Below are 12,657 nucleotides of genomic sequence, written 5' to 3'. Positions count from 1 at the left end.
GAACGCTGCCATGTCACCCACCCCTTACTTTCATGTCGAGTCGCTGCGCGACAGGTTTGCACACAACCTGCGCCACGCCAGGGACCAGGGAACCCTCGATGCCTTTGAGCTGAACTGGCTGCTGTCCCTGGACGGCCTCAAGGCTGCTGCGCCTGACGCCGCCGACGCGCCTGCTGTCTACACCTTGTTGCTCGAGGATGGCTCGCCGGTGCCCCTGGGCCTGGCCTCGGCCCTGCTGATCGTGCGTCGGCAGCAAGCTGCCGAGACACTTTATCTGGACACCCTGGCCTGGGGCCTTGAGCGCTTCACTGACCGGGCAGCGCTTGCAGAGCGCTTGAAGCAGCGCTTTGCCGTGCTTGCCGGCCGCGAACCGGTGTTCGAGTACCAGGTACTCGGCTCGCAGGTCTTGGCACCGCGCATGCTGCGCATCGTCGATCACCAGGCGCAGATGCTGAGCGAACTCAGTCGTGAACTGGAACACTTGCCGCAGTGGCATGACGCGCCGGCATCCACCGACCTCAAGCACGACGTCGACAGCCGACTCGATGACTTCTGGCTTGCCCACGATGCTCATGGGGTGAACCGCCGCACGCGCTTCGCCCAAGCCCTGGCCGACGCCTTGACCCACCATGCCTTCGAGGCGCAGCACGCCGGGCACTCGTGGGCCGAGGCATTGGTGCAGGTGGGCACGCGGCTGCTCGATACTGCCGCCCCGGTCCCGATCAGTCGGCTGGCGGTCAGTGTGGGCGGGCAGGGACCGTTCAAATTGATCGGCCTGTACCTGATTCATCTCGGCACACAGGGCGATGTGCTGTACTGCCCCGCCAGGGGATTGCGCTATCTGAGCGACTGGCCAGCCCTGGTTGCGCTGGCCAACAGCGGGGCCGGGCGCGCAGAGTTGCAGGGGTATCTTTCCCTGGATGATCAGGCGTTGTGGCCGGCAACCGGTGGGCTTGAGGTGCAGGCTTATCCGTTGAGCGCGCCGCTGTTCCTGGACAGCATCGACGCGCTGGTCGCGTTGCAAAAGCGCAATCTGGATCAAGCTTTCAGGCGCGCTCGCCGTGAGCCGCAGGAACAACAGGCCATGCTCGACGACGCCCTGGATGTACGCAGTCTGCTCGATGGCCGCCTGCCTTTCATCGAAGGCAGTCGGCGCTGGGCGGCGGCGCCTTCCTCCTTTGCCAGCACCTGGTCGCTGCCGCCGTCGGCGCAGACCCAGGTCCCCGCTGCCCCGCATGAGCCTGCGGCCATCTGGCTGGAACAGGTCAACCGACTGGTCACGCAGCTGGCTGCGCTTGATGACCGGCGACCGCGGTTGGAAAGCCTGGCCAGACAGGCGCTGAGCCCGTGGCTGGCGGTGCTGGGTGCGCCTGAGCCGTTAAGTGCAGCGCAGATAGAAATCGACTGGGTCGAAACCGGTGGCGACAATCATGAAGACAACCACGTCGGCGTACAGCCTGCTGCGCCGGTGGTCACTGCGCAACGGCTGGGCCTGATCGACCTGCTGCTGGAGCACATGAGCGGTGCCTGCCCGGGGCCCTTGCCGGCCGGCAGTGCAGCGTTCGGCCGGTCGCCAGCACATGACAGCTGGCAACCCCTGGCGGCCCTCAATCGTCCGCTGCTTGATCACCTGCTGGCCCGCGCTGCCGGGCGTCTGCACGAACTGTGTGCCAACAGTGTCGAGGCCTTCCAGGCACGTGCGCTGCGCCAGGGGCTTGCCCAGGCACAGCCGGGCCAGACCTATTGCACGCTGCGCGAAACCCTGTTGCGCCTGGAGCTGGCCGTGGCGCGCCGTACCGAGTCGTTTCCGCTGCTGCACACCGACTGGCTGCAGCATGTGCTGGACCACCCGCAGGCCACGACGCGTCCGGCCCTGGGGCATGCGCAGGTCGAGGCCAGGGCGCTGATCCTGCTGGCCGATGACCGGGCGCTGCCGCTGGCCATGGCCGATGCCTGGGTCATCAGCCTGGCCGGTCAGCCACAACAGGCTTTGTTGTTCTGGTCATCAATCACTGGCCTGCAACCACTGGCCTCGATGCACGCGCTTGAACAATGGCTCAACCGGCGCATGACGCCCCCGGTCGGTCGGGGACGCTGGCTGGCGCTGCTTGATGAGCCGGATCGCCGCCACCTCGATGAGCAGTTGGCAGCAGGGCATTCGTTCCGTTTGCAGCTGGCGCCGGAGAACGGGCATTTCATCCGCCGCATGCAGCACGATGAACAGCAGCGCCAGCAACAGCGCGTCGATAATGCCCTGCAACAGGCCCGCAGCCATCGACTGGCGGCTCCCCTGTGCCGGCGCTACATCGACCTGGCCGGTGAAGATCGACGCTTGCTGGTCTGCCTGGATAACCTGGCCATCCGCATCCAGAACAAGGTGCTGCTGGCCATGCTGCCGCCGTGGTTGCGCTCGGCCTCGATGGCCGACATGGACGTCTATGCCGACCTGTTGAGCCGTTACGGCCATGATGTTGATTGCAACGAAGACTTTCTGAGTGGTATCGCATCGCTCCATGGCTTTGCCCGTCAGCGCCTGCTGGTCGCCCTGGCCCGTGATTTCCCCGGTGTGGCGCTGGACCCGCAGCGCATTATCGTGACCGTGACCCATTACATTGCGGCCCCGGTGCCGGTGGGCAGCATTCCCTCGGCCATCCCGGCCGCCACGCAGGTCGACAGTGAAAGCCTGGTGGACTTCGCCCTGAACCACTTCGCCCACCTGCAGGACGCCAGCCTGAGCATCGGTGTGCCGTCGGACATGACGCACCCGGCCGGGCTGACGGCCGGCTATGTCGCCGCGCTGGTGCATGAACTGGACCTGGGCATGCAGTACCGGACGCTGTTGGCCGAACGGCTTGCCCTGACCGATCCGCACTACCCGCAGCGCCGGGAGCGTTTCATTCGTCAGGTGCCGGCCTTGCTGTCGTTGGTGGCGCTGGAAATGAAAATGCAGGGCCAGCTCAGCCCGACCGCCTTCGATTTCATCCAGTGCATCCTGGAAATGCCCGACAGCCAGGCGCGTCAGCCGGTGCACGGGTGTGACATCGTCTTGCGCCCCTTGACCCTGGTGCCACGCCCCGACATGGCGCCTGACCCGGCGGCTGGCCTCTACCTGATCGCGCCGCTGGACACCCGCCAGGGGCCGGTGGTGCTGCATGCACTGTTCAACGAGTCGTTCTGCTTCAAGGAGTTTCGCGACCTGGACGATCTGTTGGCCCAGTTGCGCACGGTGGGTCCCTTGCAGCGGTTGATACTGGACCGGGTGGCGCCTGTCGTGCGCAAACGCTATGAAAATGATGGCCTGTATGAGGCGCACATTCCCTGGAGCACCGAGTCGTTCAGCGACGTGCCACTGGTCAGGCCCGCGCAGGTAGCCCTGGGCACCGAGGTGCTGGAGGGCAATGCCCTGCGGCACCTGTTCGAGGCCACCCTGCAATTGCTGCAGGACTTGAGCCGCAAGCAAAGCGTCAGCAGTGCCGAGGCCGACTGGGCGTCGTTTGTGCATGTGCTGGCGCTGGGCATCGAACAGATCCTGGCCTTTGTGCCCGGCAAGCTGGGCATTCTGTTGGCCGCCTGGCAAAGCCAGGCCTTGTTCCGTGCATCGGCCAGTGCCGTCTATGAACGCCATTGGGGAGAGGCGTTATCCGAGTTCTCGGCGGCACTGGGCATGCTGGTGACGACGCGTCGTGAAGAGGCCGACCCGGCGTTGCACGACCCACGCCGGGAGCCGGCCCTGGACTTTCCAGAGTTTTCCTGGCGTCATTCGGCGTTGACGCCCGAACTCAAACAGCGACTGCGCCCGTTCGAGGTGCATGACATCGAGTTGAGCCGCCTGCGCCGTGATGCCTTGTTGAACCTCTATCAGGACCCGGTCACCGCACGCCAGTATGCCGCCGTGGCCGGGCAGGTTTACGAGGTCGCCCTACAGCACAATGGCTGGCGGATCACGGGGCGCAGCGGCGACGGCCCAGCCATTCGCCTGGACAGCCACCAGCAATGGGAGCTCGATCTCGGACAGGGCTTGCGCGGCGGCGGTTTGCCGGATCGCACGGATGAGCATCAGGAGCTGCAGGACCGCATTGATGAACTCATGATTGTGCAGGCCAGGGGCATCGCTGAAATCCGCAGTCTGTCCCGTGATCACGCCCGGCAGATCAACCTGGCGCGCTACCAGGCCCTGGCGTACCTGCGCAATGTGCTGTTCAACCTCAACGTGCCGTTTGCCGAAGGCTTGTCCGCGCCGGTGCAGGCCGTATTGCGTGACTTCTTCGGCGTGCCGGTGCCGGGCATGGTGCTGATCGACAGCCTGAGGGCGCGGGTCAGCGCACTGTTCATGGCGTTGTCGGAGCCTTCGCTGTCGCCCCTGGATTCCATGCGTTTCGTCACCGGCGCCCTCCAGCCGGGCCGCGAGACCTTGGCCGCCTTTGTGATCGTCGGCGATCCACAGGCGCGGTTTTTTCTCGGTCCGATGTTCTTTGCCACGCCGCCCTATCGCCTCGTGGAGGGCCAGCCGGGCAGTCGGGCGTTCAATCCAGGCGATCACTTTCGGGCCATGGCCCTGCTGCACGAGATCTCCCATCTGGTCCTCGACACCCATGACATTGCCTATCTGGATGCCAGCGCACCGCCGCTGGAGCGGCTCGATGAAAGCCTGCCGGCGTTGGCTCACTACAAACAGCGCCTGCAGCAGCTGCGTGAGTATTCGCTGTCGCACCGGACGCCGCCAGCGCAGTTGTTCCAGGTCAGGGAAGCCGGCGGCATGCGCGATCTGCGCGTCGAGGATGGACCGGCCTTTGCGGCTGTCCTGTTGCTCACGGGGCAGCCCGACCTGCCGGCTGCACGTCGGGAGTTTTTCGCCAACCCGCATGCGAGGCGCCGGATCATCCTGGCCAATGCCGATTCGCTGACCATGCTGGTCAGCCTGCTGGGGCATCAGCGCTGGCGCTGAATTATTGCCTTATGTAGCGCAGCACGCCCTGTACCTGTCGATAGCATCCCGGTTCTTTATTGCCGGCTCCGTCATCACGCCTGTGGCAGGTGCCGGAGCCGGCCAGACCCTGCAAAAGGAACCTTGCATGTCCGCTGTCGAGACACCCTATTTTCATGGCCCGGCGTTGAAAAAGCGCTTTTCCCTGCACCTCAAGCAAGCGTTGAGCACCTCACAGATCAGCGCAGAACAACACGACTGGCTGCAGGGGCTGCTCGATACGCCGGGCCGCGATGCCACGTTACCGGGTCTGCGTATCGAGCGCCTGGTCAGCGAAACGGGCCTTGAACTGGGCGCCGAACTGACCGCCGCCTGGGTGATCAGTGATCCCTTGCTGCCGACGGCGCCCATCTTCCTGCACACCCTGCTGTTCGGGATCGAACGCTTCGCTGATCGTACCCGATTGAACGAAGCGCTCATCCAGCGCTTTCTGGGGGGGCGTTCGGCTGTTCTGGAGGTCGAGCATGTGCCAGATGATCCCTTTGCGCGTCGGGCACAGGCGATCATTGAGCAGCAGGCCGCTCACCTTGACGCCCTGAGCTGCCAGCTCGACGGCCTGCCATCGCTGCAGACGGTCATCGCCCGCAAGTTGCAGGATGAAATCCAGTCCCGGCTGCAGATCGACATCGATGTTTTCCAGCACCCGCTGCAACTGCTCAGCGAAACCGGCCTTGAGGGGATTCGGGTCGTGGGTACGCAAGCCCTGGCCGAGGCGGCGTTTGTCGACCATGGGGCTGGCAGCGTGACGCCACGGCAGTTTCTGGGGCCCCGGGGCGAGCTGTTGAGTGAGGCTCAGGCCTTGCCCTGGCAATCGGCACTGACCGCGGCCGGCATCGACCTGGATTGGCATTTCCAGGCCGTGCTGGACGAGTACTGGAACGCGCCGCGTGCCGATGGCCTGACGGTGCGTGAATTCGCCACAAGCGCCTTGGCCGACGCGTTTCGGCACTGTCTGTTGCACGCCCGTGCTCGCCAGCAATTGAGCGAGCTGGAATTGCGGCGTCTGCGTGACACCGCATTGCGCAGCGGTGGCGAGGCCGGCCAGGCCTGGCAGGTGTCGATCATGGTGAGCGGGCAGGGCGCAATAAAGCTGTCGGGTCTTTTTCTTCTGGAACTGATCAACACCGAACTGCCGGGTATGTACCTGTTCTCTTCACGCTACGGGATACGACGCTTCGCCAATCGCCAGCAACTCGAAGCACACTTTCGCAGTGACCAGGGATTTGTCGAGGTCGTGCATTTCACTTCGTTGAACGAGCATGCTGCCTTGCAGGCAACGGGAATCGAGCATGTGCGCCTGGACCTGATCGAAGAGTCGTTGTTCACCCGGCAGCTCGAGTCGATCATTGCCTTGCAAAAGCGCAGCCTGGCGCATGTGCTTGATCTACCGGCCATCGAGCACAAGCGTGCTGCCGTTCGGGTGGATGATGCGCTGGACATTCGCGCGCTGCTGGACCGTCGTCTGGCGGACGTGCATGACAACACACGCTGGGCCGGTGGCCAGGGCAGCTTCGAGAAACGCTGGGCCTCGGATCTGGAGGACGGCAGCGACGACCATCCGTGGCTGATCGACTCGCCCATTCTGACTTCGCCGGACTCCTGGGGCCAGCAATTAAGAGTCCTGGACCTGTTCGTCGAGCGTCAGGGCCAGTTCTACAGCGGGGTGAACGGTTGCATGCGCGAAGTGCTGAATCGCTATCTGGCGGTGCTGGGCGATGAGCATCTGGATGCCCGCGACCTGTGGGTTCAATCCAGTGGCCTGGGCAACGTCCGGCTTGTTTCCCTGGCACTCGAGCGGCTCAGTGGGTACGCATCCGAACCACTGCCTGGCGATGCCAGGGTATTGAGCGGCACAACCGAACATACGATACAGCGTGTGCCGGAGCTGCCCGTCGCGCTGCTCGAACAGATCCTCACACAGGCATGCAAAGTGTTTGCCGAGCGTTATAAGCTGCACCTGCAGCGCTTTTTCTCCCGCCCCCTGCGCTGGCTCGACACCCGGTTGCCTTTGCCGATGCAGGGCGTTCAGATTCGTGATTGTGCACTGCACCTGGAGTTGGCCATGGGGCTGCGCGTCGAAGATCCCGACTTGCCGAGCCTGGAGATCTTTCGTCAGGCCCTGGATCTACCGATCGCTTACCTGCGCACGGCCCAGGGTGAGCAGCGGGTCGTGGTCAACCAGGTTCGCCTCTCTTTTGACACCGGCCAGCCTGAGGTGCTGCTGCATGACGTGCTGGTCTTGCACCGGGCGGCAGGCGCCGGGCATCACGTATTGTGGTCATTGTGCGCGGGGCTCGGCACGCATGTTTCGCTAGAGGCGCTAGAGGATAATCTGGTCGCCGACTTTGACCGGCCGATGGCGCGTGCGGCCTGGATGAGCCAGCTCGGCCAGGCCGACCGGGCCCGCTTGCAATCTTGGCTGGACAACCAGCAAGGCCCCTTATCGCTCAAGGTGCTGTTGCAACCGGTGGACGGGCATTTTATCCAGGCCTTGCAGCAGGCCGATACCGATCGGCAATGCCAGGACGTGGCACATGCCCTGCGCCAGGCCATGCGCTGGAAGCTGCCAGCCGATGAACTGCGCAATGCCCTGCAGGCCAGAGAGGGCGATACAGGCAATCGCCAGTTACTCGACCGGATCGGGATCACGCTGCAGGTTGTACTCTCCGATGCCTTGCTGCCGGCCTGGGTCAAGCAGGCCACGCTGGAGCAGTTGTTCGAGCTCAGGAGTATCGTCCAGCACTGGTATGTGGCGTGTCATTCAGGCAAGGATTTTCTCTTTGATATTCCGGAGCCGCGTGAGTATGCACGCACGAAACTGCTGGCTCGACTGCAGGCTGATTTCCCCGGGCATGCCTTTAGCCCCGACCGGATCAGGGTGACCCTGACGCATTACACCGCAGCACCAGTGGCCATTGGTGAGGTTCCTCAAGGCTTGCCGGCGGCGACGACGCAAGTGAGCGCCAGCCTGACCGACTACGCCATCGAGCGGTTCTCGGCTAGCCAGGATGGCCTGGTTACGGTATCGACAAACGAGGGCGGAGATCTGCACGAGGCACTGACATCTGCCTATCTGGAGCAAATGATTCGCGACCTGGATATTTCAACCCATTATCGACAGCTCTTGAATGACAAGTTCTCGCCCGGCGATCCCGATTATCCCGTTCGCCTGAAGTTCTACGCCGAGCAGATACCGCCTCTGGAGCTGCTGCGCACGTATGCCATGCGCATCGTCGACGATTTGAGCGAGCAAGGTTATCGCTTCATCGAAAGTGTCCTGAGCATGCCTGATGGTACAGGGCGATTGCCGGTGATGGGCCGCGACATCATCATCAGCCCCCTGCAGTTGCAGGCGGCTCCCGGTCTGCCTGAAAACCCGGTGCTGGGCGCGTTCATCATTGCGCCCCGTGCGCCGCAGCCGGGCCCGTGGTTGTTGTATGCATTGTTCAATGCCGATTTCCTGCTCAAGGAGTACGCTGATGCCGACGCCTTGCTGAACGATATTCACACGCATGCGCCCATGCAGGCCTTCATCCTTGATCGCCTCGATTCGACCGGGCGTCGGTTATACGACAACGGTGGGTTCATGGAGCCGCATGTGCCATTCAGTACCGAGTCGACGCTGGATGTGCCCTGGTCGACTCCGCAGCCGGTTGCACTGGCCGTGGCACCGCTGCAGGGCAATGCGCTGCAAGCCTTGCTCGACAGTGCGGGGCAGGTCCTGCAATGGTGGTTCGACCAGTTGAGTGTGACCAACCACGAGGCTGACCGCAGCCGCACAAGGTTTCTCTGGGCACTGGGCGCCGAGCAGCTCCTGGCCTTGTTGCCGGGGCGCCTGGGCGCGCTGGTCGGTGTGTGGCAGAGCCAGGGCCTGCTCCACGCTTCGGCCCTCGACGTGGTGCAGGACAACTGGGGCAAGGCGGCGTCCGAGCTGCTGGCCGGCCTTGGCGTGCTGATTTCTGCCCGGCGCGCCAGGGAAGAAGAGATGCCTGAGCCTGAAGTGAGGGATCCTGAAGGCGTCCCCGTGGTCACCGACAGGCAGCCTTCGCCGAACTTCGAGTCGTTCGGCTGGGGCAATAACCGCATGACGTCGCAGTTATGGTCGCGGCTGCGCCCGTTTCGGGTCCATGAAGTGAACCTCAATATGCTGTCCAAGGACCCATTGCTCAATGTCTACCTGGACCCGGCCAATGACAGAACGTATGTGCCCCTGACCGGCGCGGTCTACGAGGTGGCCCGGGACGAGAATGGCTGGTACATCATCGGTGGCGACAATACGGGACCGCGCATCACCCTCGATTTGCAACAACAGTGGCAACTGGATCTGCAAGGCGGGCTCAGAGGCGGTGGCGGGATCGTCACCCGCATACAGAGCAGCCTGGTCGAGGCCGAAGTGGAACACTCCCTGCTCGTCGAGGCGCGCGGCATGGCGGAGATCCGCCAGAAATACCGTACTCGGGCCCAGGATATCGTCGACAGCCATGCGCAGGCGCGCCAGTACCTGGAAAACTGCCTGGACAATCTTGGCCATCGTACTGCTGCCGGCGGGCATCATGAGCAGGTCACGGCCCTTCTGGCCGATTTCTTCGGTGCACCCCAACCGGACACCCGCCTCTACGATGCAGTCGACAGGGTAGTCAGGCGGCTGTATGCAGAATTGACAGACAGTTCTTTGTCACCCTTCAACTCTCAACGCTTTATCGTCGGTACCCGCAGGACCAATGGGGAAGATACGCTGGCCTTCACCTTCCTGACCGAACCGCAAAAGCATATCTACCTGACGGAAAAATTTTTCATTGACCCGGTGTGTCGGCTCAAGCCCCGCGTGACCAGGCGCGGTGACTTTCACCTGGGCGCGCATTTTCGCTCGGCGATCCTGTTGCATGAACTGTCGCATTTGTATTGCGCCACCGAAGACATTGCCTATGTGGAGTCACACATGCCGTTTGTCGACCTGCTGGAAGATAATTCGGCCTATCGTCATGCCATGAAGGAGGACATCGTGACGCACCAGAACGGCCTGTCCCATCGTACGCCCGCAGACCGGCTGTTTCGCATTCACCAGCATGACGGCACCTGGAAAGACCTGGGCAAGCGCGACGGCAAGTCCTTGCGCAGGATTCTGGACATCACCGGTACAAAGAGCCTGTCACAGGCACGCGATGTGTTCTATGCCGATGTCGAGAAGCGTACCGACGTCATGCTGGCCAACGCCGATACGGTGGCCTTGCTGGTCACGGTGCTGGGGCGGCACAAGAAGGTGCCGTAGCGATTGGCAGTACCGGGCCGCATGTCTGCGAGCCCGGTATCGGCTGCATGCGTTCGGTGGCTACGCCAGGTAATGGCGCAGCTCCCGGGCAATCAGCAGGCGCTGGATTTCGCTGGTGCCTTCGTAGATCTGGGTGATGCGTGCATCGCGGTAGTAACGCTCCACCGGGTAGTCCTCCAGGTAGCCATAGCCCCCGTGAATCTGCATCGCACTGGAGCACACCTGCTCGGCCATTTCTGAAGCAAACAGCTTGGCCTGCGAGGCCTCGGACAGGCAGGGCAGGGCAGCACTGCGCAGGCGGGCAGCGTGCAGCACCAGCAGCCGGCTGGCATTGATGCGCGTGTGCATGTCGGCCAGCAGGTTGGCCACGCTGGGGTGCTCGATGATCGGCTTGCCGAACTGCACCCGCTCGCGGGCATACACCAGTGCCGCCTCGAACGCCGCACGGGCAATGCCAAGGGCCTGGGCGGCAATGCCGATGCGCCCGCCTTCCAGGTTGGACAAGGCAATGGCCAGGCCCTTGCCGCGCTCGCCCAGCAGGCTGGACGCCGGAATGCGGCAATCGGTCAGGCTGATGGCGCAGGTGTCCGAGGCGCGAATGCCCATCTTGTGCTCGCGCCGCTCGACGTTGAACCCCGGGGTGTCGGTGGGCACCAGAAACGCCGACAGGCCCTTCTTGCCCAGTGCCGGATCGGTCACCGCAAAGACAATCGCCAGTTGCGCCCGCTGGCCATTGCTGACGAATTGCTTGGCACCGTTGAGCACCCAGTGATCACCGTCCGCCTCGGCCCGGGTGCGCAGGTTATGCGCCTCGGACCCGGCCTGCGGTTCGGTCAGGCAAAAGCAGCCGATGGCCTTGCCGCTGGCCAGCCGTGCCAGCCAGGTATTTTTCTGCTCGTCATTGCCGTAATTGAGGATCGGCCCGCAGCCCACCGAGCTGTGCACGCTCATCAAGGTGCCGGTGGCCGCATCGGCGGCGGAGATTTCCTCCACCGCCAGGGCGTAGGCCACGTAATCGATATAACTGCCGCCCCACTGTTCCGGCACGATCATGCCCAGCAGCCCCAGGTCGCCCATGCGCGCCACCAGCTCGTCGTCGATCCACCCGGCCTGCTCCCAGGCCCGAGCGTGCGGGGCGATTTCGTGGCGGGCAAAGTCCCGGGCCATGTCACGGATCATCACCTGTTCTTCGCTCAGTTCGAGGTCATGCATGATCAGCTCTCCGACTCGGTGAAAAAACGCCGCACATCTTCATCCTTGAGCGCCTGCACCGTGGCCGGCTGCCAGCGCGGTTGCTTGTCCTTGTCGATGATCAGGGCGCGCACACCCTCGATCAGGTCGCCATGTTCGAACCACTGGCGGTCCAGGCTCAGCTCCAGCGCAAAACACTCCTGCAAGGATAATTGCCGACCCCGGCGCAGCAGTTCCAGGGTCACGGCCATGGCCAGTGGCGAGCGGCCCTGCATGACTCTGGCCGTGTCCAGCGCCCATTGCCGGCTGTCGGCCACGCTGACCTGCTGCAATTGCTCGATGATGCTGGCGATGTCGGGCAAGGCGAAAAAATGATCGATGGCCGGCCGCAGCCTCTGCAACGGTGGGTCGGGCAAGCGCTGGCTGCCCAGGCGGGCCATGACCGCCTGCAAGTCCTTGAGCGGGGTGGATTTCCATTTCAGGTGATCGAGCATGTGGTCCAGGCGCCCCAGCGACTGGCTGGGCATGTGCCAGTCGGCCAGCCCGCAATACAAGGCGTCGGCCGCGCCGATGCGGGCGCCGGTAATCCCCAGGTACAGGCCCAGCTCACCGGGCAGGCGCGGCAGGAAATAGCTGGCGCCGACATCGGGAAAATAACCGATGGCCACCTCGGGCATGCCCAGTGAACTGCGCTCGGTCACCACCCGCAGGTCGGCGCTGTGCACCAGCCCCAGGCCACCGCCAAGCACCAGCCGGTCCATCAGCGCCATTATCGGCTTGCGGTAGTCATGGATGGCCAGGTCCAGCGCGTACTCTTCTTCGAAAAACCGCAAGTGCAGGTCATGACCACCGGTGTAGCTGTCGTACAGGGCGCGAATGTCACCACCGGCACAGAACGCCTTGTCACCGGCGCCGCGCAGCACCACGGCATACACGTCGTCATCCTCGGCCCAGGCCTGGAGCTGCAGCTTCAGCGTGCGGACCATCTGCAGGTCCAGGGCGTTGAGCCCGGCGGGGCGATTGAGCACCAGGTGGCCGATATGGTTGCGCACATCGATCAACACGGATTTCTCGCTGGCCTGCGCCGCAGTGCGCGAGGGTGAAGCCGGTGAACTCATGACGAACTCCTTGTTCTGTTTGTTTTACGATGCCGGACTGCAGGACCGGCCGGGCGGCTACCCGCTTGAGCCGGGAAGGGCGCACCGCCTTCTGA

4 protein-coding genes are annotated in these 12,657 nt (G+C 63.6%); 2 read left to right on the top strand and 2 right to left on the bottom strand.

All coding sequences use genetic code 11. The features are described 5' to 3' along the window. The first annotated feature begins 10 nt into the window (after positions 1–10). Positions 11–4,945: a dermonecrotic toxin domain-containing protein gene (locus ASF84_RS18845; protein WP_056840369.1), complete on the top strand. Its 4,935-nt coding sequence runs from the start codon at positions 11–13 to the stop codon at positions 4,943–4,945. A 127-nt stretch (positions 4,946–5,072) separates the two neighbouring features. Beyond that, on the top strand, positions 5,073–10,253 hold the full coding sequence (locus ASF84_RS18840; protein WP_056840368.1) for a dermonecrotic toxin domain-containing protein: 5,181 nt from the start codon (positions 5,073–5,075) through the stop codon (positions 10,251–10,253). A gap of 60 nt (positions 10,254–10,313) precedes the next feature. On the opposite strand, the gene ASF84_RS18835 is transcribed toward ASF84_RS18840, so the two are convergent. Both ASF84_RS18835 and ASF84_RS18830 read right to left on the bottom strand, forming a co-directional pair. After that, positions 10,314–11,465, bottom strand: a complete 1,152-nt coding sequence (locus ASF84_RS18835) for an acyl-CoA dehydrogenase family protein (RefSeq protein WP_056840367.1) — start codon at positions 11,463–11,465, stop codon at positions 10,314–10,316. A gap of 2 nt (positions 11,466–11,467) precedes the next feature. Continuing rightward, positions 11,468–12,562, bottom strand: coding sequence for an enoyl-CoA hydratase/isomerase family protein (locus ASF84_RS18830; protein WP_056840366.1), 1,095 nt, complete (start codon positions 12,560–12,562; stop codon positions 11,468–11,470). Positions 12,563–12,657 lie beyond the last annotated feature (95 nt).

Source organism: Pseudomonas sp. Leaf127 (genome assembly GCF_001423155.1).
Taxonomy (GTDB): Bacteria; Pseudomonadota; Gammaproteobacteria; order Pseudomonadales; family Pseudomonadaceae; genus Aquipseudomonas; species Aquipseudomonas ovata.
Note: the sequence above shows the minus strand (reverse complement) of the source record. Positions and strands in the feature narration are given on the sequence as shown.

Excerpts from the sequence above, each read along its gene's own strand:
- ASF84_RS18845 (WP_056840369.1), top strand. The coding sequence starts at position 11 with ATGTCACCCACCCCTTACTTTCATGTCGAGTCGCTGCGCGACAGGTTT.
- ASF84_RS18840 (WP_056840368.1), top strand. The coding sequence starts at position 5,073 with ATGTCCGCTGTCGAGACACCCTATTTTCATGGCCCGGCGTTGAAAAAG.
- ASF84_RS18835 (WP_056840367.1), bottom strand. The coding sequence starts at position 11,465 with ATGCATGACCTCGAACTGAGCGAAGAACAGGTGATGATCCGTGACATG.
- ASF84_RS18830 (WP_056840366.1), bottom strand. The coding sequence starts at position 12,562 with ATGAGTTCACCGGCTTCACCCTCGCGCACTGCGGCGCAGGCCAGCGAG.